Genomic DNA, 26,439 nt, shown 5'->3' with positions numbered 1-26,439 from the left:
GCCCTGCCCGCCCTGTTTTTCACGAATCTCCAATCCCGAATCCCTAATCCCGAGCCCTTACCAATGTCCGAAAGCAAGCGCCTGGCCGCCGAAAAAGCCATCGAATACGTCGAAGACGGCATGATCGTCGGCGTCGGCACCGGCTCCACCGTGGCCTACTTCATCGATGCGCTGGGCCGCATCGGCCATCGCATCAAGGGTGCGGTGTCCAGCTCCGAGCAGAGCACTGCGCGCCTGCGCCAGCACGGCATCGAGGTGCTGGAGCTGAACCACACCGGCAACCTGTCGCTGTACGTGGACGGCGCCGACGAGTGCGATGCGAACCGCTGCCTGATCAAGGGCGGCGGCGCGGCGCTGACCCGCGAGAAGATCATCGCCGAGGCCAGCGAGCGCTTCGTCTGCATCATCGACCCGAGCAAGCAGGTGCGGACGCTGGGTGCGTTCCCGCTGCCGATCGAGGTGATCCCGATGGCGCGCAGCCTGGTCGCGCGCGAGATCCTGGCGCGCACCGGCGGCCAGCCGGTGTGGCGCGACGGCGTGGTCACCGACAACGGCAACGTGGTGCTCGACGTACACAACCTCGGCATCACCGATCCGGTGGCGCTGGAGCGCGAACTGAACCAGATCCCCGGCGTGGTCTGCGTCGGCCTGTTCGCGCGCCGCCCGGCCGACGTGGTGATCGTCGGTGGCGAGCCGCCGCGCGTCCTGTAGGACGCGCGGGGATTCGGGATTCGGGATTCGGGATTAGGGATTGGGGATTGGGGATTGGGGATTCGCAAAAGCCGAAAGCACCTCCGGCCGCAGCTCCCCGCTCTTACGAATCCCCAATCCCCAATCCCGAATCCCGGCTCTATTGACTCGCCACCCACCATGCAACAAGGTGCGCGCTGATCCCACCTTCCCCGGCACCGCCATGTCCCTGTTCCGCGCCCTGTTCGTCCTCGTCCTGCTGACCCTCAGCGGCTGCGCCAGCGCCGGTGGCCATTGGGTGGAACTGGCCGGGCACCGCTATCAGGTCGAGCTGGCCCAGGACGATGCGACCCGCGCGCGCGGGCTGATGTTCCGCGACCAGATGGACGCCGACCACGGCATGCTGTTCATCCACGACCGCGAGGAACCGCAGGCGTACTGGATGAAGAACACCAAGATCGCGCTGGACATCCTGTACTTCGACACCCAGCGCAAGCTGGTGGCGCAGCAGCGCGACGTGCCGCCGTGCTCGGCCGGCAACGCCTGCCCGCCGTATCCCAGCAACGCCCCGGCGCGCTACGTGCTGGAACTCAATGCCGGCCAGGCCGCGCAACTCCAGCTGCAGGACGGCGCCGAACTGAGCTTCGACCCGGGCATCCCCAAGGCCCGCTGAGCCGCGCCGGCGTCGGGAAAAGCGCCGCCGCTGTGGCGCTGAACCCGACACCGCTGTCGGGAACCCCCGGACTTGATCGCGTCGCACTTTGCGGCCAGTCTTGGGCCATGGTCGACCGACTGACATTGCCGAGCTGGAACACCCTGGCCGCGCTGGACGACGATGCGCTGCCGCTGCTGGCCACCGCGCTGCTGATCGCCCGCGACGAGTATCCGGAACTGGATGCCGAGCACTACGACACGCTGGCGCAGAACCACGCCGAGCATCTGCGCCACGAAGTGGCGATGATCGAGCCGTGGCCGCTGAAGATGGCCGCGATCAACCGCCACCTGTTCGAAGAACTCGGCTACAGCGGCAACCACGACGAGTACTACGACCCGCGCAACAGCTACATGAACGAGGTGTTCGAGCGCCGCCTCGGCAATCCGATCTCGCTGGCGCTGGTGCAGATGGAAGTGGCGCGGCGGCTGGACATCCCGCTCGACGGCGTGTCCTTCCCCGGGCACTTCCTGGTGCGTCTGCCGGTGGACGACGGCCTGCTGGTGATGGACCCGTTCAACGGCGGCCGCCCGCTGGCGGTGGAAGAACTTCGCGAACGCGCGCGTCCGCACCTGGGCGGCGAGACCCCGGACGACCGCGCGCTGCTGCAGATCCTGGACCCGGCGCCGCACCGCGCGATCCTGACCCGGGTGCTGCGCAACCTGCACGGCGTCTACGCCGAACGCGACGAGTGGGACCGCGCCGCGCGCAGCGCCGACCGCGTACTCAAACTGATGCCCGACCAGCCCGAAGCCCTGCGCGACCGCGGCCTGGCCTACCTGCAGATGGACTATGTCCCCGGCGCGCGCCGCGACCTGGGCCGCTACCTGCAACTGAACCCGGAAGCCAACGACGTGCTGCCGATCCGCGAACGCCTGGTGGAACTGAGCGCGCGCGCGCAGCGGATGCATTGAGGGCCGGGATTGGGGATTTGGGATTGGGGATTCGCAAAGGCCGGTTCGGCGGTGGCTGCGGATTCGCCGCGTCCTGTGGGACGGTTCAACTCCGACCTGGTTTATCGGCATGCGCCGGAATTAAAGCCACTCCTACAGGCCGAAGCAATCGCCGGATAACCGCCGAGGCCGCTTTTGCGAATCCCCAATGCCGAATCCCAAATCCCGGCCTTCAATCAGTCCATCTCCACCATCTCGAAATCGTCCTTGGTCACGCCGCAGTCCGGGCAGGTCCAGGTGTCGGGCACGTCTTCCCAGCGGGTGCCGGGGGCGATGCCCTCTTCCGGCAGGCCGTCGATTTCCTTGTAGATGAAGCCGCAGACGACGCACATCCAGGCGCGGTAGGTGGTGGCAGTGGCATCGCTCATTGGATAATCGCGGGTCTACGGGCCGAACGGGAGGGCATTGTCCCACCCTCGCCTGCACACCGGAAGGCTCCTCCATGAATGCATCACCGCCGCCTCGCGGCGTCTACCTGATCACGCCCGACGAGGCCGACGGCGAACGCCTGCTGGCGCGCGTGGCGCCGCTGCTCGGCCACGGCCCGACCTGGCTGCAGTACCGCAACAAGCGCGCCGACGCGGCGCAGCGCCTGGCCCAGGCGACGGCGCTGCAGGCACTGTGCGCGCAGGCCGGGGTGCCGCTGATCGTCAACGACGATGTGGCCCTGGCGCAGGCGGTCGGCGCCGCCGGCGTGCACCTGGGCGAAGACGACGGCGACCTGGCCGCCGCGCGCGCTGCGCTCGGTGCCGGCGCCCTGATCGGCGCCTCGTGCTACGACGACCTCGCGCTGGCCCGCACCGCCGCCGCGGCCGGCGCCAGCTATGTTGCTTTCGGCGCGTTCTTCCCCACCCGCAGCAAAGTGACCACGCGCCGCGCCGACCCCGGCCTGCTGCGCGATGCCGCGGCGCTGGGATTGCCGCGGGTGGCGATCGGCGGGGTGAGCCCCGACAACGGCCGCGCCCTGGTCGCCGCCGGCGCCGACCTGCTGGCGGTGATCAGCGGCGTGTTCGACGCCGAGGATCCGCGCGCAGCCCTGGCTGCGTACCGCGCCTGCTTCGACTGAGCCGCGGCTGTTCCTTCTCCCATCGGGAGAAGGTGGCCCGCAGGGCCGGATGAGGGTACGGGCGCAGCCTCGTGCCCCAAACTCTGCGAGACGCTTCGCGCCGTACCCTCACCCCAACCCCTCTCCCGGTGGGAGAGGGGCTTTGACTCTTCCCTTCTCCCCTCGGGAGAAGGTGCCCCGCAGGGGCGGATGAGGGTACGGGCGAAGCCTCGTGCATCCAACTCGGCGAGGCGCTTCGCGCACGTACCCTCACCCCAACCCCTCTCCCGGGGGGAGAGGGGCTTTAGAACCATGCGCGCTCAGAAGTCGTAGCTCAGCGTCACCCGGGCCGAGCGCGGCGCCTGGTACGCCACCGCCTGGTTCCATAGCGGATTGACTTCGCCCGGATTCAATTCGGAGAACGGATAGACGTTGGTCACCGTCTGCCGGTTGGTGACGTTGAACACGTCCAGGCTCAGCGCCAGTTTGCCTTCGGCGAACTTCGGCTTGTAGGTCAGGCCCAGGTCGAGCTGCGCCACCCAGCTCAGGTTGCCGTGCGATCCCGGCGGCGACGCTTCGCCGGTGCCGGTGGCCGGGTTGTAGCAGAAGTGGTACGGGCCGCCGGTGATACTGGGATTGGCGTAGCCGGCCGGGTCGCGGTCGCCGGCGTCGTAGTTGCTGCCGTAGTAATAGCCCAGGCACGGCCGTGGCGCGCCGGAAATCAGGCTCAGGTTTGCGGACGTGCCCCACTCCTCGGTCAGCTGGTAGAAGCCGTACGCCTTCAGCTGATGGCGGCGGTCGTTGGACTGGTTGCCGTTGAAGTTCTCCATCAGCGCCGCGTGGTCCCAGCTCTGCGTGGTCGAGGTCGCCAGCTGCCCAGCGCGCCGCCGGTGCGCCACAGGTCCGAACGCAGCTGGCCTTCGGTGGTGCCGTAACTGTGCGACCACACGTAGCTCATCTTGGTGTACCAGCGGCCGTCGAACGGACGCTCCAGGTTGAATTCCAGCGCCGAATAACGGCGCTTGAATTCGGGGTAGCCGCCCTGCTCGCGGGTCACGGTCAACGCGTGCACCTGGCCGTCGGTCCCGACCACCCGGTAGGTATTGGTCTTGCCCGGATTGACCAGCGCCGCGCTGGCGTTCTTGGTCCAGTCGATGTCCACGCCCGCCGCGGCCGCCGCGGCCACCAGGCCCGCGTTGGAGTTGTCCAGGTTGGTGTCGTCGATGCCGTCGTTGAGCCGGCGGTGGGTGCCGCGCACGCCGAACACCCAGTCGTTCGGCAACACCGTGGTGAAGCCGAGAATGACCTCGTCCTGGTTCTCGCCCTTGATGTCCTCGACCACCGCGGTGCGCACGTCGGCGAGCCGGCCGAAGCGCGAATTGGCCGACACCGGCGGCGCCAGCTGGGTGGCCAGGATCGGCGTGCCGTCGGCGTTGATGCCGCTGTAGGTGTAGTAGGTGCTGGTGGACACCGCTGGGGTGAACAGGCCCGCCGGCGACAGCGGCAGGCCGAGGTAGTAGCGGCCGATGTTGCCGTACACCTTCAGGCTGGAATCGCCGTGGACGTCCCAGCTGAAGCCCAGCCGCGGCGCCCACTGGTTCTTCAGCTCGATGTAGGCCTGGCCGAACGGGGTGTAGTTGGTGAAGCTGTCGTTGCGCACGCCGAGCGAGAGCATCAATCTGTCGGTGGCCTGCCAATGGTCTTCGACGTAGTACGCGGTCTGCTTGGCGTCGTAGGAATACAGGTTGGTGTCGATGTCCTGGGTGACGTAGTAGCCGCCGCTGCCGTAGGTGGGATCGGCCAGGCCCGGGCTGGGCACGCCGATGCTGCCGTCCTCGGCCACCGAGCCGCTGACCTGGCCGCCGCTGTTGAGGCCGTACGGGTCCGGGGTGTAGCCGTAGGTCCAGGCATAGCCGGGGCCGGACTTGTACGAGCCGATGTTGATCGCCTCGCTCTTCTGGTTGTCGATGCCGAAATCGATGCTGTGCGCGCCGAGGCGCCAATTGAGATTCAGGCGCAGGTTGTCCTTCTTGTACTCGCGGTCCGGATCGGTGATCGAGACCACCGTCTGCGCATTGCCGATCGCGGTGCCGCCGGTATAGGCCGGATTCTGGTTGGCGACGCTGTTGAGGAACGGACCGTTGCCGGCGTCGTAGCCGATCGCGGTGAGCTTGTTGGGCAGGCTCTCCTTGCCGTACAGCGCGGTCAAGGTGAGGTTGTCGCCGAAATAGCCGGTGTACTTGCCCAGAAACAGGGTCGGGCCGAACTCGTTCTTGCCTTCGCGGCCCTTGTAGCTGCCGACCTCGCGGTTGACGTAGTCGTAGCCGTAGATGTTGCCGTTGGTGCGCGCCTTGTCCTGCGCGCCGGTGAATTCGAGCAGGTGGTTGTCGCTGATCTGCCAGTCGATCTTGGCGTAGGCGCGGGTCTGCTTGTAGTCGTAGCGGGTCCACGGCGAACCGGAGATGCCGCCGGAGGTGACGCGCGCATCGGCGACGCGGGTGCCGCTGGAATCGACCTGCTCCAGCGCCAGGAAGAAGAACAACCGGTCCTGCACCAGCGGGCCGCCGAGGTAGGCGCTGTAGGTGGTCTGATCGGCCTTGGTCTCGCTCAGCGGCATGTAGTTGCCGGCGGTGTACTTGGCGTTGTTCGGATCCCAGTACACGCTGTCCTTGCGGAAATACAGGTCGCTCTGCCGGGCGCTGAGGCTGTCCGGCTGCCAGATCACCGCCGCGCCGAAGTGCCAGTCGTTGCTGCCGCGCTTGCCGACCTGGCTGATCACGCCGCCGTTGGAACGGCCGTATTGCGCGCCGTAGCCGCCGGTGAAGATTTCCTGCTGGTCGATCGCGCCGTACGGCAGGGTCAGCCCGCCCAGGCTGCTGGCCGGATCGGTGGTGTTGAAGCCGTTGAGGTAATACGCGTTCTCGCTCGCCGCCGAGCCGCCGAAGCTGGCCAGCGAACCGCCGAGCGGGCCGTTGTCGTAGCCGCCGCTGTTGGCGACCACGCCCGGCGCCAGCAAGGCGATGGCCTCGGCGCTGCGGCCCAGCGGCAGCACCGCCAGTTGCTCGGCGGTGATCACGGTGCGGCTGTCGACGCTGGCCACGTCGATCCTGGCCACGTTGCCGGCCACCACGTTCACCGCATCCAGCGTCTGCGCTGGGCCGCCGAAGCCGACTTCGGTGCCGGCGCCGACCACCAGGCTGATGTTCTCGCGCGTCTCCACCACCTGGCCGTCGCGCTTGAGCGTGACCGTGTAGGTGCCCAGCGGCAGATTGCCCTGCGCGTAGCGGCCGCGTTCGTCCACCTTGACCTCGCGGCTGAAGCCGCTGGTGTTGGTGATCAGCACGCTGCTTTCGCCGGCGCCGGGCGGCACGCTGCCGACGATGCTGCCGGTGGTGGACTGCGCATAGCCATTGCCGGCGGCAAGCGCCAACGCGAGCGCCAAGGCGCTCTTGCGGATCGTACGGTGCATGCTCTCTCCCCGAAGATGAAGATCGTTGGCAACCCAACGAAAAATGCAGGTGCGACGCCAATGGCCGATGGCGCGCCCCGCGAACCCTGTGCAAACTCCGCCCATCGCACGGCCGCTCGCTGTCGGCGATCGGGCCGTGCGCCCCTGGACGTTTCGATACTAGGCAGCGGATCACACGACGGAGCCGGCCGTGGCGGGTAGGTGCGTGGCGGGCGGGTAGGTAGGCGTCCAGACGGCGGGCGACATGGCACGTGCAGGCGGCAGCCGCGACAATAGGCGGCATCGCTCCGCGCCCGGCCCATCGGCCCGGCCAGCTCGCCAAGGATTCCCACCCCATGAACCATGCCCGTTCGCACGCCCTCTTCGCCCAGGCGCAATCGCTGATCCCCGGCGGCGTCAACTCGCCGGTCCGCGCCTTCAAGTCGGTGGGCGGCGAACCGTTCTTCGTGCAGCGCGCCGACGGCCCCTACCTGTACGACGTGGACGGCAACCGCTACATCGACTATGTCGGCTCGTGGGGCCCGATGATCGCCGGGCACAACCACCCGGCGGTGCGCGAGGCGGTGCAGCGCGCGATCGGCGACGGCCTGTCGTTCGGCGCGCCGTGCCCGGCCGAGGTGACGATGGCCGAGACCATCACCCGCCTGGTGCCCTCGTGCGAGATGGTGCGCATGGTCAATTCCGGTACCGAGGCCACGCTGTCGGCGGTGCGCCTGGCGCGCGGCGCCACCGGGCGCAGCCGCATCGTCAAGTTCGAAGGCTGCTACCACGGCCACGGCGACTCGTTCCTGGTCAAGGCCGGCAGCGGCATGCTGACCCTGGGCGTGCCGACCTCGCCGGGCGTGCCGGCGGGCCTGAGCGAACTCACCGCCACCCTGAGCTACAACGACTTCGACGGCGCCACCGCGCTGTTCGACGAGATCGGCAGCGAGATCGCCGCGGTCATCATCGAGCCGGTGGTCGGCAACGCCAATTGCATTCCGCCGCGCGACGGCTATCTGCAGCATCTGCGCGCGCTGTGCACGCGGCACGGCGCGCTGCTGATCTTCGACGAGGTGATGACCGGCTTCCGCGTCGCCCTGGGCGGCGCCCAGGCACACTACGGCGTGGTGCCGGACCTGACCACCTTCGGCAAGATCATCGGCGGCGGCATGCCGGTCGGCGCCTACGGCGGCCGCGCCGAGCTGATGCGGCAGATCGCCCCGTCCGGGCCGATCTACCAAGCCGGCACGCTCAGCGGCAATCCGGTGGCGATGGCCGCCGGCCTGGCGATGCTGGAGCTGGTGCAGGCGCCGGGCTTCCACCAACGCCTGGATGCGGCGACCGCCGCGCTGTGCGCCGGGCTGGAGCAGGCCGCCGCCGCCGCCGGCGTGGCGGTCACCACCAACCGGGTCGGGGCGATGTTCGGACTGTTCTTCACCATACAGAAAGTCGAAACCTACGCCCAGGCCACCGCCTGCGACACCGCCGCGTTCAACCGCTTCTTCCACGCCATGCTGGAGCGCGGCGTGTTCCTGGCGCCGTCGGCGTACGAGGCCGGCTTCCTGTCCAGCGCGCACGACCAAGGCGTGCTGGAGGCCACGCTGGCCGCGGCGCGCGAGGCATTCGGCGTGGTCGCCGCCGGCTGAACGAAAACTGAGCAGCCGGTCGCGACTTTGCTTTTGTCGCGGCCGTGTCATAAGTTCAACGTTCACGGCCAACGGACGGCATCAGGGCGGGGGCCCGTGGAATCGGCGCCGCACCCGAGCTTTCCGCGATCTGCGCGGCAAGCCGGCACGCGGCCGACTCCGTACCGTCACCCGAACCGCCAGAGGGCGCGAGGGCGACTGCTGCAGACACTCATGGCGACATGCTCAAGCCTGTCACGCTGTTGAATCCGCGTTTTCCTGCGGCCGCGCACGACAGTCCCGCCATGCCCGACTGGGTGCTGGCCGACAAACTGGCGCCGCCGCGCTCGCGCGTGGCCGCGGTGCCGCGCGAGGCCTTGCTGCAGCACCTGGACCGCGCCGCCGAGCTGCCGCTGACCATGTTGCTGGCGCCGCCCGGCTTCGGCAAGACCACCTTGCTCGGGCAATGGCACCAGCGCCTGCGCGAGCGCGGCGAGGCCGCGGTGGCGTGGCTGTCGCTGGACGAGGACGATGCCGATCCAGGGCGTTTCCTCGCCTACCTGGCGCTGGCCGCGCGCGGTGCCGGGATCGACCTCGGCGCGTCCTTGCAGGCCGCGCTGCAGCAGCAGGGCCAGGACCTGGAGGTGGCATGCACCCTGCCGGTGCTGATCCGCGCGATCCGTGCCGCGCCGCGGCGCCTGCTGGTGATCCTCGACGACTACGACCGCGGCCACGCCAGCGCGCTCGACGAGGTGGTGACGCGGCTGGTCGAACACGCCGGCGGCCAATTGCACCTGCTGCTGGCGACCCGGCGCGCGCCGGCGCTGCCATTGGCGCGCTGGGCGCTGCAAGGCCAGCTGGAACGCATCGGCGCCCGCGAACTGGCGCTAGACGACGCCGAGACGCTGGCGCTGCTGGGACCGCAGGTGCCGGCGGCGATGGCCCGCCAACTGCGCCGGCAGACCGAGGGCTGGGCGGTCGCGCTGCAACTGGCCGGACTGTGGCTGGGCGGCGACGAACGCCGCCGCGACGACCTCGGCCGGTTCTCCGGACGCACCGCCGAGCTGGCGGCGTATCTGGCCGAACAGGTGCTCAACGACCTGGATCCAGCCTTGCGCGCATTGCTGCTGCAGCTCTCGCCGCTGGAACGGTTCAACGCCGCGCTCGCCGATGCGGTGCGCGAGCGCGACGACAGCGGCCGCCTGCTGGAGCGGCTGGCGCACTTCCAGGGCCTGCTGGTGGCGCTGGACGGCGAGCACGAATGGTTCCGCTTCCATCCGCTGTTCGCCGATTATCTGTACCAGCAGCTGGAACGCGACACGCCCGGACTGGCGCCGCAGCTGCACCGGCGCGCCGCGCACTGGTTCGACGCGCACGGGCAGTTGCCCGAAGCGGTGCGGCATGCGGTGCGCGGCGGCGCGATCGACAGCGCCGCCGACTGCATCGCCCGCGCCGGCACCTGGCAGTTGCTGCTGCGCCACGGCACCGCGCCGATCCGCGCGCTGCTGCGCCGCTTCCCGCGCAGCAGCATCGGCGAGCGGCCGGCGCTGAACCTGACCCAGGCCTACCTGCACATGAAGCTGGGCGAATTCGCGCACGCGCAGACCCTGCTGGAACGCTTCCGCGATTTTCCCGAGCAGGTGCGCGCGCCGTTCGAGCGCGACTACACGGTGGTGGTGGCGTTGCTGCGCGACCTGCTCGACCAGGTCTGCGCCAACCCGCGCGGACTGGCGCAGATCGCCGCGCAGGCGGCGGCGCTGGACGAGGACGACAGCCTGGGCCGCGGCACGCTGTGGTGTATCTGCGCCACCACCGCGCTGGGCCGCGCCGATTTCGCCGGCGCCGAGCGCTATGCGCAGCTGGCCGGCAGCGCGATGCAGGCCAGCGGCAGCGAGGTCGGCGCCAGCTATGCGCTGATCCATCTGGCGCAGAGCCACTACTACCGCGGCCAATTGGAGCGGGCCGAGGCCACCTGCCGCCAGGCGCTAGCCATCGCCCAGCGCCAGCAGCAGCTCGATCCCACCCTGCAGGCGGTCAGCCAATGCCTGCTGGCACAGCTGCAATGCGAGCACGGCCGCTACGACGAGGCCGCCGACTGCCTGCAGCCGGCGCTGGGTTTCCTGGAGCAGCACGACGGCTGGCTGGACATCTATGCCGCCGGCTACGAGACCGCGCTGGTGCTGGCGCGACAACACGACCGCAGCGGCCGCGCTGCGCTGGAACTGCTCGACCACATCGACCGCATCGCGCACGCGCGGCACCTGGGCCGGCTCGCCGACCTGGCGCTGGCCTGGCGGCTGCACGTGCTGCTCGACCAGCCACCGTCGCCGGCGATCGACGTACTGGTCGCGCGCACCGGCGGCGAAGCGCGGTTCGCGCACGCGCTGGGCCAGCCGCAGGATTGGCGCTTTCTCGCCGCGCTCGGCTTCGCCCTGGCCCGCTGGCACCGCCTGGGCGGACGCACCCGCGCCGCGCTGGCGGTACTGCAAGGCGTGGAGGCGGCCTGCGTGGCCGCCGACAACCAGGTGCAACTGGCGCGAGTGCGCGCGCGCATCGCGCTGGTGCTGCACGACCGCGGCGAATCCGCCGCCGCCCTGCCCTATCTGCGCCACGCGCTGCAGCACGTGGCCAGCACCCAGGCCTGGCAATGCCTGCTGGAACTGGGCGTGCCGGGCAAGGCGCTGCTGCGCATGGCGCGCCAGCAGGATCCGCAGGCCGCGCCGAACACCACGCTGGCGATGACCATCCAGGCGCTGCTGGACAAGCTGCGCCACGACCAGGACAGCGGCGCCGACCTGTTCAGCGAACGCGAACTGGAAGTGCTGGCGCTGCTGGCGCAGGGCGACGCGAACAAGCAGATCGCGCGACGCCTGGCGCTGTCGGAAAACACGGTCAAGTTCCACCTGAAGAACCTGTACCGCAAACTGGAAGCCGGCACCCGCGAAGCGGCGCTGGCCAGCGCGCTGCAGCGCGGGCTGCTGCAGCGCATGGCGCCGCCGGATGCCGCACTGGACTGAGTGCGATCCCGCAATCGCGAGCGTCGTCGCGGTCCTGTAGGAGCGGCTTCAGCCGCGGCCGGGTTTTACCGGGAAAGCCCGGTCGCGGCTGAAGCCGCTCCTACAGGTGAGTCGGCGCTGACGCAGGCCGAAGCCTGCGGCGCCATCATGTTCGAAAGGCGCTGCAGATCGCTGATCGCAACCTGCAGCGCAACCGCGGCCGCTCAACCGAACACGAACTTGCCCTTCATCATCGCCCAGTGCCCCGGGAACGAGCAGAAGAACGTGTAGTCGCCGCCCTTGGTGAGCTTGGCGGTGGAGAACTTGACCGTGTCCGACTGCCCGGCGCCGATCACCTTGGTGTGCGCGATGATCCGCGCGTCGTTCTTCGGCAGGTAGTTGTCGGCCAGGCTGGAACTGGTGCCGGCATTGGCCACCGCCTGGAAGTCCGGTGTCTTGGCCAGCACCCAGTTGTGGCCCATCACCGCGGCCGTGAGCTTGCCGCTGTGCTTGAGCGTCAGCGCCACTTCGGTGCAGTCGGCGGCGACCTTGATCTGCGGCTGGTCGAAGGACATCTGGTCGGTGCCGGTGATGGTCACCGCACAGGTCTTGGCCCAGGCCGCCGGCGCGAACGCGAGCGCGGCGAGGACCAGTAAGGGGGACAGCGACTTCGCTTTCAAGACGGACTCCTTGGCAATGGGGATGGCACAGCAACGCGAACCTCGCCAGCATGCGCTACGCGCACAGCGGCGTCGCCACGACTGTCTGCCTTTGCGCAAATGTTTGTCAACGACAAGCCCTCGTGCACTGCAGCATCCGGCGCGGGCAGCGCTAGGCGTTGCGGAAGAATCCGTGCAAAGGATCGTGCAGCGCCATCCTCGGTGCAGGTACCGGCAGCGGCCCGCGCTGGCCGGCCGCCACCTGCGCGAACGCGCGCTTGAACCGCGCCATCTCCGCCGCGGTACCAATGGTGATGCGCGAACGGTTCGGCCACAACGCCCAGCTGCGGCCGACGAATACGCCATAAGTGGCCATCGCGTCCATGAACTCCTGCGCCGGGCGCTTTACGTCGACCATGAAGCAATTGCTTTCCGACGCCGTGCACGCATGGCCCTGCGCGCCGAGCCAGCGCACTACATCGTTGCGGATGGCGCTGTTGAGCGCGCGTCGCTGCGGCACCAGCGCCGGATCGCGCAGGCTGGCCAAGCCGGCGGCGACCGCGGTTACCGGCAGGCTGTTGACACTGTAGAACTTGAGCTTGGCCAACAGCTCCGGCCGCGCCACCGCATAGCCCAGGCGAATGCCAGCCATGCCGTAGAGCTTGGAGAAGGTGCGCAGCACGATCACATCGTCGCCGGCGGCGACGCGATCGACCATGCTGCTGGCGCTGTCGGAAAAATGCAGATACGCCTCGTCGACCACCAGCACGCTGCCCTTGGGCTTGTGCGCCAGCGCGTAGTCCAGGTCCTTGCGTGCGGTCACCGAACCGGTGGGATTGTTCGGGTTGCAGATGTAGAGCACCCCGGCGTTGGCGTCGGCGGCGCACATCGCCTGCACGTCGTGCGCGTCGTCCTTGCGCAGCGGCACCTTGATCACCTTGGCGCCGTTGCGCGCAGCGGCGCGCCAGCCGGATTCGAAGGTGGGATCGGCGGTGACCAGCGACGCGCTGGGCGAAGTGAACGCCAGCATGGTGTAGTCCAGCGGCTCGGTGGAACCGGCGTAGGCCATCAGGTGATCGATGCCCACGCCGAGCTGGTCGGCAAGGGTCTGCAGCAATTCCAGTTGCAGCTCGCCCAGGTAGCGGCCGCCGCTGGACGCGATCGCCGCGATCGCGCGCTGCGCGGCCGGCGACGGGCCGCCGGGATATTCGTTGGCGTTGATCAGCACCGGCGCCAGTTCGGCATTGGCCGCCTGCGCCGCGGTGGGCACGGCCTGCGCCAGCCACGGCGCGCCGAAACCGGCCGCGGCGACCAGCGCCGAGTCCTTGAGGAACGTGCGGCGCGAGCGCGACGGCTGCTGCATGACGGACTCCTTGGAAAACAGGGCGAAGAACCTACGGACGCACCGCGACCACTTCGATCTCGATGCGGTACAGCGGATTGCCCAGCGCGGCGATCTGGAACGCCGAGCGCGACGGCAGGTTGGGCTGCGCGGGCGTGCCGAAGAACTGCCGGTAGCCCTCCATGAAACCGGCGAAATCCATCTTCCCGCCCAGCGCCGGATCGCCGACCAGGAACGCCTGCATCTTGACCACGTCGCGCATGCCCAGGCCCATGCCTTGCAGCTGCGCCTCGATCTGCGACAGCACGCTGACGGTCTGCGCCTTGGTGTCGCCGTAGGCGGCGGGCGAATCTTTCGGCGCGCTGGCATCGATCGGCCGCGGCACCGCGCCGCTGAGATAGACCGTGGTCTTGCCGGCCGGGATCTCCACCGCCGCGGAAATCGGAAAATCGCTGTTGGGAATCTTGTGGCGCACGATCTCGGCGGCGCCGGCCAGGGCGGGCAACCACAGCGCGGCGCACAGGCCGGCACGGAGCGGGCGGGAAACGAACGAACGGCGCATGCGGAACTCCTCGCGGTCGAAAAGAGAATGAAACGGTACCGGCTCAGTGCCGCAGCGTGCGCACCTCGTCGGCGCTGAGCTTGCCGGGATAGTCGTTGCCGAACTGGCTGCGCACGTAGTGCACGACCTCGGCGACCTGCTGATCGTTGAGCATGCCGGCGAAACCGGGCATGCCGCCGCGGCCGTCGAGCACCATCATCGCCACGTACGGCGCCGCCGCCACCTTGGGGTTGCCGGCCAGCGCCGGATACTCGCCGCCGCCGCGCGCGCCCTGCCCGCCGGGCATGTGGCAGCTCTGGCAGATCGCCGCGTACACGGTGGCGCCGGAGGCGGTGGCGAACGCGGCCTGCGGATACAGCGGCGTGGCATCGGAACTCTGCGCCGCGGCCGGGCCGATCGCCGGCGGCAGCATCAGCGCCAGCACTGCGGCGGCGACCGCCGCGGCGAGCACCCAATGACGATCGAGCTTCATGCGCGGGCTCCATTGACGACGCGGCGATGCAGGCGCTCGATCGCATCCAGCGCCGAGGTGATGGCCCCTTCCTGCCAGGCCGGAATGTACGAGGCGTGTTCGCCGGCGAGCGCGACGCGGCCATCGATCTGGCACAGGTTTTCGTAATGCTCGGCGCGCGCGGCGTCGCTCCACACGCCGAAGCAGCCATGGGTGAACGGCACCCGGTGCCAGCCCACGGCGATGCCGTTGTCGAATTCGCGCGGATACTGCGGATGCAAGTGCGTGCCGTACTCCACCGCCTTGGTCACGCGCTGCTGCGGCGTCATCGAGGTGAACTCGAACGCCTCCAGTCCCCACACGTAGGCACCGAGCAGCACGCCCTTGCCGGCGCTCTGGAAACCGGTGCTCGGATAGCTGATCAAGGTGATCGGCAGGTCGGTGTAGCTGATGCCGCCGTAGATCGCCTCATCCTCTTCCCAGAAACGGCGCTTGAACTGCAACCCCACCTTCACCGACGCCGCATACGGCACCTGGCCGATCGCCGCGGCCATCTTTTCGCCCACCGCGAGCGGAATGCGGCTGAGGATCGACAGCGGGATCGTGCACACGCACCAGTCGGCTTTCGCCAGTTGCTCGGCGCCGTCGCCGTCCTGGTAGGCGACGCTGACCCCGTGCGCGTCCTGGTCGATGCGGGTGACCCGCGCGTTGTAGCGGATCGCGTCGCCGAGCTCGCGCGCGAAGGCCTTGCCGATCTGGTCCATGCCGCCGACCGGCTGGAACATCGCGGTCTGCATCTCGTAGTTGTTGCCGGCCGCCAGCGTGGCCCACAGCCGCGAGCGCAGGATGTCCTGGGTGCTGAACGGTTCGGAGAATTGCGGCTTGCCGGACAGGCCGCCGCCGGGATACTTGGCGAAGCCGCGGCGCTCGCTGCTCTCGCGGCCTTTGACGTAGCCGAAGTCCTTGTCCAGCGCGCCCCAGTTGCGCAGCGACTCGAGCAGGATCTCCTGGTCCTCGCGCTGCACCTGCGCGTCCAGCGCGCCCTGCTTAGTGCTCTTGGCCAGCAGTTCGGCCACGTGCCCCTTGTAGTCGGCGTCGATGTCGCGGAAGCGCTGCGGCTTGCCGCCGAACCCGGCGCGGCTGTGCAGCAAGGCGTTGAAGTTGACCTGCACGAACGGTTCCAGCGCCACCCCGAACTGCTTGCAGTAGGACAGCACCGCCTTGTGATGATGCGGGATGCGCCACGGGCCGGGATTGAGGTACATGCCCTCGTCGAACCTGCATTGCTGCTCGAAGCCGCCCAGCTCGGTGTAGCGATCGCCGCCGCGCAGCGTCCAGTTGCGGCCACCGGGACGCGCGTTGTACTCGAGCACCTGCACGCGATAGCCGGCCTTGCGCAGCTCGTAGGCCGCGGTCAGCCCGGCCAGGCCGGCGCCGAGCACCAGCACCGAGGCGCCCTTGGCGTCGCCGTCCAGCCGCGGCACGCCGTTGAAACGAGATTCGGCGGCCATGCCCAAGCTGTGCATCGCCTGATACATCATCGCACCGCCGCCGGCCAGACCGATCCTGGCGAGCAATTGGCGGCGGGTCATGGCGCCCTTGGTTGTTGCTTGCATCGTCGACATCGCCTCACGGATTGCAGATCGACCATAGCCGCCGCGGCGGCGGCGCAGGCCGCGTGCGGCGGGTAGGTCGCGATGGAGCGGGTAGGGACGCGGACGGCGCGGCATTACGCGGGCGAGCACTCCGCTGGCGGACGTACCCTCACCCCAACCCCTCTCCCGGCGGGAGAGGGGCTCGAACCGCTCAGAAGCGGTAGGTCAGCTTGGCGTAGTAGCGCGCGCCGAAGTAACCAACCGGGCTGCCGGTCAGGTACGGCGAGTTGTAGTAGCTGAGATAGTTCTTCTCCAGGTAGTCGTACGCCGCCGCCGGCACCTTGTCGGGGTATTTGTTGAACACGTTGTCGCCGCCGACGCTGACGGTCAGCTGCTCGGTGGGCCGGAACGTCAGTTCGACGTTGGTCAGCGCCATCGTGCCGATCTTCTGCTTGTAGTACGGCGCGCCGTTGACGTCGACCACGTCCAGCTGGCTCAGCACGCTGTCGGGGAAGATGTCGCCGTTCCACTCGTCGTACGGCGCCACCAGCTGGTACTGCGGGCCATAGACCGCCTCGGTCACGCGCAGGCTGAACTTGCCGATGTTGAACGTAGCGCCCAGGTTGACCCGGTACTTGGGCGCGTTGTTCTCCAGATTGATCAGCGTCGCCGCGCTGTACATGGTGGCGCCGCCGAGCACCTCCGGCGCGGGCTTGGCGCTGAGCACCTCGGTCTTGTTGTAGTTGGCCGCCAGCATCCAGTCGATCGAGCCCCAGTCGAACTCGGTGATGTAGTTGGTCACCCAGTCCACGCCGGTGCTGCGGGTCTTCAGCGCATTGTTGAAGATCGCCACCGAGATGTCCTGCCGCGCGGTGGCGTCGAGCGAGCCGCCCGGCGCGGCCGGATCGATGCCGCCGAGATAGCCGAAATCAATCAGCGCCTGGCCCAGCGCGGCGTTGTAGGCGGCGTCGGGCGTGCCGTCGCCGTTGGTGTCGCCCGGCTGGCCGGCCTTGGAATACTCAAAGGTGCCGACGCCGATGCGGTCGGAGATGGTGATGCGGTAGAAATCCAGCGTGCTGTCGAAATTCTGCATCGGCCGGAACACGAAGCCGAGGCTGTAGTTGGTGCTGGTCTCCGGCTTCAGGCTGCCGAAGCCCAGCGCCGCGGCAGCCGCGCTGTTGGGCTGCAGGGTCGGGGTGGCGCTGGTCGGGCCGACCTGCACCGCCGAGTAATAGCCCTCCTGCAGGGTCGGCGCGCGGAACCCGGTGCTGGCGGTGCCGCGCACCGCGAACGTGTCGGTGAGGTCGAAGCGCGTGGTCAGCTTGCCGACCACCTTGCTGCCGAAGTCGCTGTAGTCCTCGTAGCGCCCGGCCACATCGACCAGCCACTTCTCGGTCGGATTGAACACCACGTCGGCATACGCGGCGTAGCTGTGGCGGCTGTAGGAGCCGGTGTTGAACAACGGGTTGTAGCCGGGGAACGAGGACGCGCCGGCGCCGTAGTACGAGGTCGGATCGCCCGGATCGATGCCGTACTGGTCGCGGCGGTACTCGACGCCGGCGTTGAAGGTCAGCGGCTGCGACAGGCCGATGTCGAAATCGTGCGTGGCGTTGAAATTGGTGGTCCACTGGCTGGCCCAGAAACTGCCGTCGTAGAAGTCCTCCGGCGAATAACCGTAGTCCTGCCACAAGCTGAAGTTCATCGAGTTCAACGTGTACACGTCCATCTCGTTCTTGCCGTAGCTGCTGGAGAAATCCCAGGACCAATCGGCCAGCACGCCCTTCAGCCCGGCGCTCAACTCGTAGTCCACCTCGTCGGAGGCCTCGGACGGATTGAAGCCCAACGGATACTTGTGGCTGACCTCGCCGCTCGCCGGATCGACGTAGCCGCCGTCCTGGCTGGGACGGCGGTAGTTCTCCTCCGACTGCGCGGTCTTCTTGCCGTAGCTGCCGAACGCGTAGAACTCCAGGGTGTCGCTGAGCACCACGCCGGAGTTGAAGAACAGCGCCTTGCGGTGCACTTCCGGCGGATTGAGCCAGGCGTTGACGTTGGGGAAGCGCCCGTTGAGGGTCATGCCCTCGACGTCGTCGGCCAGGAAATCGGCCATGTCCGGATTCACCGCCGAGCAGTCGGCGTAGTTGGCCACGCAGTCGGCGTAGCTGTACGAGCCGAGCCGGTACACGGTCTTGCGGTTCTCGACCTCGGCGCTGAGGCTGAAATACGCCGCGTCGCTGCCGAAGCCGATATTGGCACCCCACGAGTCGGTGCCGCCGCCGCCATCCTTGTAGCCTGCGTAACCGGCGTCCACTTCGCCGCCGTCGTGGTTCTTCTTGAGGATGATGTTGATGACGCCGGCGATCGCGTCCGAACCGTACAGCGCCGCGGCGCCATCGGTCAGCACTTCGACGTGATCGATCGCCGCGGCCGGGATGAACGACAGATCGGCCGAGGCCGCGCCGGTGGTGGTGTTGACGTTGGAGGTGATGTGGCGGCGCTTGCCGTTGACCAGCACCAGCGTGTGGTTGGGCGACAGGTTGCGCAGGCTGGCGGTGAGCGTCTGGCTCGCCATGTCGTTGCCGGTCTGGTTGGCGTTGTACGACGGCACCTGGTTGGCGATGGCGTTGATCAGGTCGGGCGCGGCCGACTGCTTGAGCATGTCCGCGCTCACCAACTGGATTGGCGCCGGGCTGTCGGTCACCGCCATGTTGGTCTTGCGCGTGCCGGTGGAGATGACGGTGATCGCGTCCAGCGTCTTGGCCTCGCCACCCGGCTCTTCCGCCAGCGCCGGCAGCGCCTGCGCACCGGCCAGCAGCAGCGTCAGCGTGGCCAGCCCGTGGCCGTGACGTGCGTTGCGCAATCCCCTGCATACCGATTCCGCCAGACGATCGGCGTTCAAACGCTTGCTCATGTTCAAGACCCCCGAGGTGACGTGGATGTGGCGTGGATGCGCACCGGCTCCCCGACCGGCGGCGCCGCGATCGCGGCGTGCAGGGACCATAGCCAGCGCGCAGCGGCGGGCGGCCGGATCCGGCGGGTAGGTGCGCAGCGAGCGGGTGGGCGCGAGCGGGCAGGCATCACGGGGCGGGTAGTGGCGCTCATCGCCGCGGCGAGTGGGTTAATCTCGGCCACCGACACTCCGGACCCGACCCATGCCCCATCCGCGCCGTTGCACGCAGCGCCAGACGCGGTGGCCGCGTTGATCCATCCTGTCCCGAAATTGCTGCTGCTCGACTTCGACGGCGTGCTGGCGACCTACTCGCGGACGGCACGCATCGCACACCTGGCCGCCCACTGCGGCTGCGATCCGGCGCGGGTGCGAGAGGTCCTGTTCGCTTCCGGACTGGAAACCGCCTACGACGGCGGCGACATCGCCACCGTCGCCTATCTGCACCGGTTAGGCGAAGGGTTGGGCGCGCATGTGGACGAAGCCGACTGGATCGCCGCACGCGTGGCCGGCAGTCGCGGCGATCCCGGCGTGATCGAACGCGTGCTGGCGCTGGCCGACAGGATCGACATCGGCGTGCTGACCAACAACGGCGCACTGATGGCCCAGGCGATCCCGCAGATCGTGCCGACCCTGTTCCCGCTGCTGCGCGGGCGCGTGCTGTGCAGCGGCGCACTCGGCGGACGCAAACCGCAGGCCGAGGTCTACCGCCGCGCGCTCGACCATTTCGGCGTCGCCGCGCGGCAAGCGCTGTTCATCGACGACCTGTTCGTCAACGTCCGCGGCGCCCGCGCGATCGGCATGCCCGCAGAAACCGCCAGCGGCGCCCGCGCCTTACGCCGCGCCCTTGCGCGGCACGGTCTGGGCTAGACGACGCGCCTACCGCCGACAGAAACCGCGTCCGCTGCAGCCGCCACTACGCTCGCGGCCATTCCTGCTGTTGCTGTTGCTGTTGCTGTTGCTGTTGCTGCGGTTGTTGCTGCGGTTGTTGCTGTTGATTCTGCTGTTGCCGTGGCTTTGCTTTACCGGGTTCCCTTCCGTAGCGGCGAATAGGTCGGGAAAAACCCCGAAGGGGCGGCGCACATGGATGTGCGCCGTTCGCGGCAGGGGCAGGATGCCCCTTCCGCGAATCCCGGCCTATTCGCGGACCCGGAGCGCGCAGCGCGGAGGGCGCGCAGGCAGGGTGTGTTTTCTTTTGGTTACTTTTCTTTGCACAAGCAAAGAAAAGTAACTCGCCGCAAGGCGAAAGCTTTGCTTCTGCTATTGCCTTTTGCTTCTGCTATTGCCGTTGCCGTTGCCGTTGCCGTTGCATCAAAAGCCAACCGACACCCACACAGCAATTCGCCTCAACGCTTACCGACATAAGCCAGCAACGCCGCCCGCAACCGCTTCAACCCCTCAGCCACTTCCTGATCCGTAATATTCAACGAAGGCAAGAAGCGCAACACATCCGGCCCCGCCTGCAACGTCAACAACCCCTGCGCAGCGGCATGATCGAGGATCGCCCCAGCCTGCCCCGCATGCGCCTGATTCAGCACCGCGCCCAGCATCAAGCCACGCCCACGCACCTGCGAAAACAGCGCGAAATCATCGTTGAGCGCGGCCAACCCGTGCCGCAGCGCCGCCGCCTGCCGCGACACGTTCGCCGCGATCGGCGCCGACCCCAGCTTGCGCAGCGCCACCCGCGCCACCGCCGCGGCCAGCGGATTGCCGCCGAACGTACTGCCATGCGCGCCGAACTGCATCGTCTCGGCCACCTTCGGTCCGGCCAGCAGCGCACCGATCGGGAAACCGCCGCCCAGTGCCTTGGCCAGCGTCACGATGTCCGGCGTCACCTCGTCCTGCCAGTGCGCGAACAGCGTGCCGGTGCGGCCCATGCCGCACTGGATCTCGTCCAGCAGCAGCAACGCGCCATGGTGGTCGCACAGCGCGCGCACCCGCGCCAGGAAGCCCGGCGCGGCAGGCATCACCCCGCCCTCGCCCTGCACCGGCTCCAGCATCACCGCGGCCACGTCGCCGGCGGCCATCGCCGTTTCCAGCTGCACGATGTCGTTGAAATCCACATAGCGGAAGCCGCCAGGCAGCGGCTCGTAGCCTTCCTGGTACTTCGGCTGCGCGGTGGCGGTGACCGCGGCCAGAGTGCGGCCATGGAAGCTGCCGCGGAAGGTGACGATGACCCGCCGGTCCGGCGCGCGGCCCTGGCTGGCCGCCCACTTGCGCACCAGCTTGATCGCCGCCTCGTTGGCCTCGCTGCCGGAATTGCACAGGAACACCCGCTGCGCGAAGCGCGACGCGGCGACCAGTTCCTCGGCCAGGCGCAGCGGCGGCTCGCTGTAGAACACGTTGCTGGTGTGCCACAGCTTGCCGGCCTGCTCGAGCAGCGCCGCGGTCAGGTCCGGATCGTTGTGGCCGAGCCCGCACACCGCGATGCCGGCGGACAGGTCGATGTAGTCGCGGCCTTCGCTGTCCCACACCTTGGCGCCCTGGCCGCGCTCCAGCACCAGTTGGCGCGGACGGTAGATCGGCAGGTAGTAGTGCTGGCCGAGGGCCATCAGATCCGCGGCGGAGGAAGCGGTCATCGAAAGGATTCCTGGGGGGAGACAGCACACGAGTATAAGACCGCTGCGCGGCGTGGCGGCCGGCGCGAACGGACCCACGCGCGCAGCCGCCGCGGCGGCGCACGGCCAGGAACACGAATCCACCAGCGCACTACCAGCCGCAGCAGGATTGATTGGGGGCGACACTCGGCAGACGCCCCAGGTGCTTCGCCAGCGCGCGCAAGCACGCGCCCGCCGGAACAGGGCCGGGTTAGCATGCGCGGATGCGACTTTTCCTGGATCCCCAACTCGCCCCGGCGACCGAGCACGGCTGGCGGCGGCGCTGGTTCGACATCATCTATCGGCACGACACCCGGCCTTCGCGCAATTTCGATCTGCTGCTGGTCGCGGCGATCGTGGCCAGCGTCGCGGTGATCATGGCCGACAGCGTGCCGGCGCTGCATGCGCGCTACGCCGGCTCCATGTACGTGCTGGAATGGGCGTTCACTGCGCTGTTCACTGCCGAGTACGCGTTGCGACTGATGACGGTGAAGCGGCCGCTGCGCTATGCGCTGAGCTTCTGGGGCGTGATCGATCTGCTCTCGACCCTGCCCACCTACATCTCGTTCCTGCTGCCCGGCGCGCAGACGCTCTTGGTGGTGCGCGTGCTGCGGGTGCTGCGGCTGTTCCGCATCCTCAAGCTGACCCGCTACGTGGAGGAAAGCAGCCTGCTGGTCGACGCGCTATGGCGCAGCCGGCGCAAGGTGTTCGTGTTCCTGTTCACCGTGATCACCCTGGTGGTGATCTTCGGTGCGCTGATGTACGTGGTGGAAGGGCCGGCCAACGGCTTCACCAGCATCCCCACCGCCATGTACTGGGCGGTCGTGACCATGGCCACGGTCGGTTTCGGCGACATCGCGCCGCTCACGCCGCTGGGCCGCGCCATCACCTCGGTGCTGATCCTGATCGGCTACAGCATCATCGCCGTGCCCACCGGCATCTATACCGCCGAGTTGGCCAACAGCCTGCGCGACGTCGACCGCAACCGCGCGCCGGATCAACGCAGCTGCGCGCGCTGCGGCCTGCAAGGCCATGACCGCAGCGCCGGCTATTGCCGGGGCTGCGGCCAGGTGTTGCCCGATACCGCGCCCTGAGCCCTCACCACACGCCGGTATTGGGCATCGATGCCCACGGCTCGGCCGGGGCCAGCGCCTCACCCTTCTGCAGCAGCTCGATCGAGATCAGGTCCGGGCTGCGCACGAAGGCCATGCGCCCGTCGCGCGGCGGGCGGTTGATGACGATGCCCTGAGCCTGCAGATGCGCGCACAGCGCATAGATGTCGTCGACCTCGAACGCCAGATGGCCGAAGTTGCGGGCGCTGCCGTAGTCCTCGTCCGAGCCCCAGTTGTAGGTCAGCTCGACTTCGGCCTCCGGGTTCTGCGGCGCGCCGAAGTACACCAGGGTGAACTTGCCGGCTTCGTTCTCGATGCGCCGGGTCTCGCTCAGGCCAAGGCCTTCGGTGAAGAATTTGCTGGTCTTCTGCAGATCGTGGACGCGGATCATGGCATGCAGGTATTTCATCGCGACAACTCCAATGGATGGGGGAAACGGGCAGGACCGCCACGATTTGCGGCCGCTGCCGCCACACGGGGCGCGACAGCGAAGTCCTTGCACAGGCGCATAGGGTAGCGCCCGCGGCGTGCAGGCGCGGGCAAGCCGCCGGCACGGACGCCGTGCACACGCCTTTCAGCGGAAGTAGCAGGCCTTCAACGGCAGCGTGGCCGCGCCAACCGCACTGGCGTCGGCCATCGCCGCGGCCGGCAGCAGCACCGGCAATGGCCGCGCCTGGCCGCGCCGCGGCTGGTTGTCGACGCGCAGCTGCGGGATCAGGCGCAGCGCCAGATCGCGCGGCAGGCGCCCGCCGAACACCACCGCCTGCGGATCGAATACGGCGCTGATCGCCGAGACGATCAGCGACAGGCCCGGCACCGCGCGCGCGATCCAGCGCTCGATCGTCGGCCAGGACGGATCGTAGGCCGCCACCAGCGCGCTGACGTCGGCCAGCATCACCCCATCCTCGATCAACATCTGCCGCAGCAGTTCCAGCGTGCCGCGCTCCAGGCCCGGCCCCGGCAGCATGCCGGCGAACTCGCCGGCATTGCCGTGCGCACCGCGCAGGACGGCGCCGTCGATCACCACGCCGCCGCCGAGACCGTAGCTGAAATACAGATAGGCGAAATCGCGGTACTGGCGGCCGACCCCGAGCAGGCTTTCGCCGACCGCGGCGACACTGCCGTCGTTGTCCACCCACACCGGCAGGCCCAGCGCGTCGGCCAGCCAGTCGCCGATCGACAGCTCGCCCAACGCGCGCAGCGGATCGGGCGGATTCATGCGCTCGGCGCCATCGACGAAGAACCCGGTCATCGCCACGCCCGCGCCCAGCCGAGGCCCAAGTCCGCGCCCAGCCGCGGCCAGCAGCGCCGCGTCGGCCTCGCGCAACTGCGCCAGCAAGGCCGCCGGCTCGGTCGAACGCAATCGGTGCTCGGCGGTGGCGCGGACCTGGCCGCTGAAATCCAGCAGCGCCAGCGACAGCGCGTCGGTGGCGATCGAGTAGCCGACGGTATGGCCGTGCGCGGGATTGAGCGCGATCGCCGCACCCGGCTTGCCGCGGCCGCCATGCGCCAGCGAGGCGCCGATCAGCACCAGCCCGCGCTCGGCCAGGCCATCGATCAGGCGCACCGCCGATTGCACGGTCAATCCGGTGATGCGGCTGAGATCGGCGCGGGTGACGGTGCCGAACAGGCGCAGGCTGTCGAGCATGCGCCGCTCGTTGTCGCTCAGATCGGCATGCGTGGCATGGACGGAACGGGAAGCGCGCGGCAGCGAGACGGCGACGGGAGCGGGCATGAGCGAGGATCGGCGAAAGGTCGGAAAGCATAGCGGGCAATGGTGAAATATTTAATTCACCCATAGTTATTAAATTTGCGCCATTGCCACTGAAAATCGCCGCTGTGTGGAGATGGCCGACGATCCAGAAGACCGCTGCGCCTCCGCATCAAACCTCCACGTTGCGCCCAATCCTCGGCCGCACATCCTGCAGAGAAATCAGCCCTGCCGCGATCCATGAAAGTTTCCAGTCTGCGGTCAAGTTCGGAGCTGAAGCCCCTCCTGCAGCCAGCGGCGCGACGGACGCACTGTCGCTGCACCGGCCGGCGCCTGCCCCGCTCAATCCAGGAACAGATCCGGCAACAACGGCTGCGCCGGATCCAGCGCGTAGCCGGACAGGTCGATCACCCCGGCCGCGGCCAACACCTCGTCGTCGATCAGGAACTGCCCATGGAACCCGGCCGCGGTGCGCGTCAGCACCGCATGCGCCGCATCGGCCATGATCTCCGGACGCCGGCCGTTGCCCGCATCGACGCCCGGGATCATGTTCAGCGCTTCGGTGGCAATCAGCGTGCGCGGCCACAGCGCATTGACCGCCACGCCCTGCGGGCCGAATTCGCCGGCCAGGCCCAGGGTCACGAAGCTCATGCCCATCTTCGCCAGCGTGTAGCCGGTATGCGGCGCCCACCATTTCGGATCCAGCGACGGCGGCGGCGCCAGGGTCAGGATGTGCGGATTGGCGCTGCGCAGCAGGTGCGGCAGACAGGCCTGCGCGCACAGGAAACTGCCGCGCGCATTGACCTGCTGCATCAGGTCGAAACGTTTCATCGGCGTGTCCAGCGCGCCGCGCAGCCAGATCGCGCTGGCGTTGTTGACCAGGATGTCGATGCCGCCGAACGCATCGACCGTCGCCGCCACCGCCGCGCGCACCTGCTCCTCCTCGCGGATATCGCACTTCAGCGCCAGCGCGCGGCCGCCGGCCGCCTCGACCGCCGCCGCGGCGCTGTGGATGGTGCCGGGCAACTTCGGATTGGGCACCGCCGACTTGGCCGCGATCGCCATATTGGCGCCGTCGCGCGCCGCACGCAGCGCGATCGCCAGACCGATCCCGCGCGAGGCGCCGGTGATGAACAGGGTTTTGCCTTGCAACGTCATGGGATTGGGGATTCGGGATTGGAGATTCGCCGCAGCTTAGCGCCTTTGTCGTCCCCGCCAGGACAGCCCCAGACACAGCCATGCGCCTTACCAATCCCGAATCCCCAATCCCGAATCCCGGCCTCTCAGGGCTTCGGCCCCTGCCCCTCGTTGTCTTCCCACTTCAGAATGCGCCGGGTCACGAAGCGGTAGACCGGCTTGCCGGTGGCGAACCACAGTTCGCGCACCCAGGAGTGGCGCTTGAGCAGGCGCAGTTCGACCGGGGTCAGCGCCTGCCGGCAGTACATGCGCTTGTGCTTGAGCAGGTGGCGCAGGTCCTCGCGCGCCAGCAACCGCATCCAGCGCGAACGCGGCGCGCCGCGCACCGCCAGCTGGAAGTCGATCAGCGCCGGACTGCCGTCCTCCAGTACCAGCCAATTCGCTTCCTTGGCCAGATCGTTGTGCGCCACGCCGCGCCGGTGCACCTGCTGCAGCAGGCGCCGGGCGGCGCGGAAGTAGGCCAGGTCGCCGCGCGGCGGACGCTGGTACATCGCGTCGCCGGCCAGGTAGCTGCGGTCCAGGAAGGTGCCGTCCCAGCCGCGCAGCTGCGGCGTCGCCGCCATGCCCGACAACTGCTGCAGCGCCCGCGCCTCGCGCCGCGCCAGCCACCAGGCCGGCAGGCGCAGCCACCATGGCGCGGCGGTCAGGTCGCGGCGCACGAACACGCGCTCGCCGTGGCCGTCGGCCTCGCGTACCAGCAGGATGCGTCCGAAGCTGTCGGACTTGAGGATCTGGGTGGAAGCGGCCGGCGCGCGTGTCATCGCGGCAGTTTAAGCGGAACGCCATGCGCGCCCACT

At 68.6% G+C, this 26,439-nt stretch carries 20 protein-coding genes and 1 pseudogene; 8 read left to right on the top strand and 13 right to left on the bottom strand.

The genetic code is table 11. From position 1 onward, the window contains the following. Positions 1-63: 63 nt before the first annotated feature. From rpiA to HEP75_RS04590, 3 genes are all read left to right on the top strand, one after another. Positions 64-711 (top strand): ribose-5-phosphate isomerase RpiA, encoded by a 648-nt coding sequence (gene rpiA / locus HEP75_RS04600; RefSeq protein WP_185825609.1) that lies wholly within the window; start codon positions 64-66, stop codon positions 709-711. A 202-nt stretch (positions 712-913) separates the two neighbouring features. Further along, a complete protein-coding gene (locus HEP75_RS04595) occupies positions 914-1,363 on the top strand; it encodes a DUF192 domain-containing protein (RefSeq protein WP_185825608.1) in 450 nt (149 codons plus the stop codon). A gap of 107 nt (positions 1,364-1,470) precedes the next feature. After that, complete coding sequence (locus tag HEP75_RS04590; protein ID WP_179566988.1) at positions 1,471-2,316, top strand: SirB1 family protein; 846 nt, start codon at positions 1,471-1,473, stop codon at positions 2,314-2,316. Between the two features lie 215 nt (positions 2,317-2,531). On the opposite strand, the gene HEP75_RS04585 is transcribed toward HEP75_RS04590, so the two are convergent. Continuing rightward, complete coding sequence (locus HEP75_RS04585; RefSeq protein WP_185815365.1) at positions 2,532-2,723, bottom strand: rubredoxin; 192 nt, start codon at positions 2,721-2,723, stop codon at positions 2,532-2,534. Positions 2,724-2,797: 74 nt separating this feature from the next. Between HEP75_RS04585 and thiE the strand changes: the two genes are divergently transcribed. Then, positions 2,798-3,421, top strand: coding sequence for a thiamine phosphate synthase (gene thiE, locus HEP75_RS04580; RefSeq protein WP_185825607.1), 624 nt, complete (start codon positions 2,798-2,800; stop codon positions 3,419-3,421). 299 nt (positions 3,422-3,720) lie between these two features. On the opposite strand, the pseudogene HEP75_RS04575 reads toward thiE, so the two are convergent. Then, positions 3,721-6,869 (bottom strand): annotated as a pseudogene (locus HEP75_RS04575) (TonB-dependent receptor). A gap of 335 nt (positions 6,870-7,204) precedes the next feature. Here HEP75_RS04575 and hemL point away from each other — a divergent pair. Then, positions 7,205-8,497 (top strand): glutamate-1-semialdehyde 2,1-aminomutase, encoded by a 1,293-nt coding sequence (gene hemL, locus HEP75_RS04570; RefSeq protein WP_185825606.1) that lies wholly within the window; start codon positions 7,205-7,207, stop codon positions 8,495-8,497. A gap of 221 nt (positions 8,498-8,718) precedes the next feature. Next, complete coding sequence (locus HEP75_RS04565; RefSeq protein WP_185825605.1) at positions 8,719-11,493, top strand: LuxR C-terminal-related transcriptional regulator; 2,775 nt, start codon at positions 8,719-8,721, stop codon at positions 11,491-11,493. 203 nt (positions 11,494-11,696) lie between these two features. Here HEP75_RS04565 and azu read toward each other — a convergent pair whose 3' ends face one another. From azu to HEP75_RS04535, 6 genes are all read right to left on the bottom strand, one after another. Continuing rightward, positions 11,697-12,137, bottom strand: a complete 441-nt coding sequence (gene azu / locus HEP75_RS04560) for an azurin (protein WP_185823302.1) — start codon at positions 12,135-12,137, stop codon at positions 11,697-11,699. Positions 12,138-12,303: 166 nt separating this feature from the next. Further along, entirely contained in the window at positions 12,304-13,494 is a 1,191-nt protein-coding gene (locus HEP75_RS04555; RefSeq protein ID WP_185825604.1) for a pyridoxal phosphate-dependent aminotransferase, read from the bottom strand. 31 nt (positions 13,495-13,525) lie between these two features. Further along, complete coding sequence (locus HEP75_RS04550) at positions 13,526-14,035, bottom strand: RidA family protein (protein ID WP_185815359.1); 510 nt, start codon at positions 14,033-14,035, stop codon at positions 13,526-13,528. Between the two features lie 43 nt (positions 14,036-14,078). Then, positions 14,079-14,507, bottom strand: a complete 429-nt coding sequence (locus HEP75_RS04545) for a cytochrome c (protein ID WP_185825603.1) — start codon at positions 14,505-14,507, stop codon at positions 14,079-14,081. Continuing rightward, a complete protein-coding gene (locus HEP75_RS04540) occupies positions 14,504-16,078 on the bottom strand; it encodes a flavin monoamine oxidase family protein (protein WP_185826497.1) in 1,575 nt (524 codons plus the stop codon). Before HEP75_RS04540 ends, HEP75_RS04545 begins: the two co-directional genes overlap by 4 nt. Positions 16,079-16,292: 214 nt before the next feature. Next, on the bottom strand, positions 16,293-18,989 hold the full coding sequence (locus HEP75_RS04535) for a TonB-dependent receptor (RefSeq protein ID WP_255423999.1): 2,697 nt from the start codon (positions 18,987-18,989) through the stop codon (positions 16,293-16,295). A 288-nt stretch (positions 18,990-19,277) separates the two neighbouring features. Here HEP75_RS04535 and HEP75_RS04530 point away from each other — a divergent pair, with 288 nt between their 5' ends. Continuing rightward, on the top strand, positions 19,278-19,895 hold the full coding sequence (locus tag HEP75_RS04530) for an HAD-IA family hydrolase (protein ID WP_255424074.1): 618 nt from the start codon (positions 19,278-19,280) through the stop codon (positions 19,893-19,895). A gap of 476 nt (positions 19,896-20,371) precedes the next feature. On the opposite strand, the gene HEP75_RS04525 is transcribed toward HEP75_RS04530, so the two are convergent. Further along, entirely contained in the window at positions 20,372-21,604 is a 1,233-nt protein-coding gene (locus HEP75_RS04525) for an acetylornithine transaminase (protein ID WP_185825601.1), read from the bottom strand. A 242-nt stretch (positions 21,605-21,846) separates the two neighbouring features. On the opposite strand from HEP75_RS04525, the gene HEP75_RS04520 reads away from it, so the two are divergent. After that, positions 21,847-22,716: an ion transporter gene (locus HEP75_RS04520; RefSeq protein ID WP_185825600.1), complete on the top strand. Its 870-nt coding sequence runs from the start codon at positions 21,847-21,849 to the stop codon at positions 22,714-22,716. A gap of 4 nt (positions 22,717-22,720) precedes the next feature. Here the strand turns inward: HEP75_RS04520 and HEP75_RS04515 are convergent, their stop codons facing one another. The 4 genes from HEP75_RS04515 to HEP75_RS04500 form a co-directional block, all read right to left on the bottom strand. Further along, positions 22,721-23,143 (bottom strand): VOC family protein, encoded by a 423-nt coding sequence (locus tag HEP75_RS04515; RefSeq protein WP_185825599.1) that lies wholly within the window; start codon positions 23,141-23,143, stop codon positions 22,721-22,723. Between the two features lie 165 nt (positions 23,144-23,308). After that, positions 23,309-24,382 carry an ROK family transcriptional regulator gene (locus HEP75_RS04510; protein ID WP_255424073.1) on the bottom strand — a complete coding sequence of 358 codons (1,074 nt, stop codon included), beginning with the start codon at positions 24,380-24,382 and terminating at the stop codon, positions 23,309-23,311. Positions 24,383-24,787: 405 nt separating this feature from the next. Then, a complete protein-coding gene (locus tag HEP75_RS04505) occupies positions 24,788-25,603 on the bottom strand; it encodes an NAD(P)-dependent oxidoreductase (protein ID WP_185825598.1) in 816 nt (271 codons plus the stop codon). A gap of 125 nt (positions 25,604-25,728) precedes the next feature. Beyond that, positions 25,729-26,403, bottom strand: a complete 675-nt coding sequence (locus HEP75_RS04500; protein ID WP_185825597.1) for a serine/threonine-protein kinase — start codon at positions 26,401-26,403, stop codon at positions 25,729-25,731. Positions 26,404-26,439: the final 36 nt, after the last annotated feature.

It is taken from the genome of Xanthomonas sp. SI (assembly GCF_014236855.1).
Lineage (GTDB): Bacteria > Pseudomonadota > Gammaproteobacteria > Xanthomonadales > Xanthomonadaceae > Xanthomonas_A.
The sequence above is the reverse complement of the archived record's forward strand: the minus strand, read 5'-3'. Positions and strand labels throughout refer to the sequence as shown.

Bases quoted from the DNA above. Each gene is read 5' to 3' on its own strand.
- HEP75_RS04545 (WP_185825603.1), bottom strand. From the start codon at position 14,507: ATGAAGCTCGATCGTCATTGGGTGCTCGCCGCGGCGGTCGCCGCCGCA.
- HEP75_RS04595 (WP_185825608.1), top strand. From the start codon at position 914: ATGTCCCTGTTCCGCGCCCTGTTCGTCCTCGTCCTGCTGACCCTCAGC.
- HEP75_RS04540 (WP_185826497.1), bottom strand. From the start codon at position 16,078: ATGACCCGCCGCCAATTGCTCGCCAGGATCGGTCTGGCCGGCGGCGGT.
- HEP75_RS04525 (WP_185825601.1), bottom strand. From the start codon at position 21,604: ATGACCGCTTCCTCCGCCGCGGATCTGATGGCCCTCGGCCAGCACTAC.
- thiE (WP_185825607.1), top strand. From the start codon at position 2,798: ATGAATGCATCACCGCCGCCTCGCGGCGTCTACCTGATCACGCCCGAC.
- HEP75_RS04585 (WP_185815365.1), bottom strand. From the start codon at position 2,723: ATGAGCGATGCCACTGCCACCACCTACCGCGCCTGGATGTGCGTCGTC.
- hemL (WP_185825606.1), top strand. From the start codon at position 7,205: ATGAACCATGCCCGTTCGCACGCCCTCTTCGCCCAGGCGCAATCGCTG.
- HEP75_RS04565 (WP_185825605.1), top strand. From the start codon at position 8,719: ATGCTCAAGCCTGTCACGCTGTTGAATCCGCGTTTTCCTGCGGCCGCG.
- HEP75_RS04590 (WP_179566988.1), top strand. From the start codon at position 1,471: ATGGTCGACCGACTGACATTGCCGAGCTGGAACACCCTGGCCGCGCTG.
- rpiA (WP_185825609.1), top strand. From the start codon at position 64: ATGTCCGAAAGCAAGCGCCTGGCCGCCGAAAAAGCCATCGAATACGTC.
- HEP75_RS04510 (WP_255424073.1), bottom strand. From the start codon at position 24,382: ATGCTCGACAGCCTGCGCCTGTTCGGCACCGTCACCCGCGCCGATCTC.
- HEP75_RS04505 (WP_185825598.1), bottom strand. From the start codon at position 25,603: ATGACGTTGCAAGGCAAAACCCTGTTCATCACCGGCGCCTCGCGCGGG.
- HEP75_RS04555 (WP_185825604.1), bottom strand. From the start codon at position 13,494: ATGCAGCAGCCGTCGCGCTCGCGCCGCACGTTCCTCAAGGACTCGGCG.
- HEP75_RS04515 (WP_185825599.1), bottom strand. From the start codon at position 23,143: ATGAAATACCTGCATGCCATGATCCGCGTCCACGATCTGCAGAAGACC.
- HEP75_RS04535 (WP_255423999.1), bottom strand. From the start codon at position 18,989: ATGAGCAAGCGTTTGAACGCCGATCGTCTGGCGGAATCGGTATGCAGG.
- HEP75_RS04500 (WP_185825597.1), bottom strand. From the start codon at position 26,403: ATGACACGCGCGCCGGCCGCTTCCACCCAGATCCTCAAGTCCGACAGC.
- HEP75_RS04520 (WP_185825600.1), top strand. From the start codon at position 21,847: ATGCGACTTTTCCTGGATCCCCAACTCGCCCCGGCGACCGAGCACGGC.
- HEP75_RS04550 (WP_185815359.1), bottom strand. From the start codon at position 14,035: ATGCGCCGTTCGTTCGTTTCCCGCCCGCTCCGTGCCGGCCTGTGCGCC.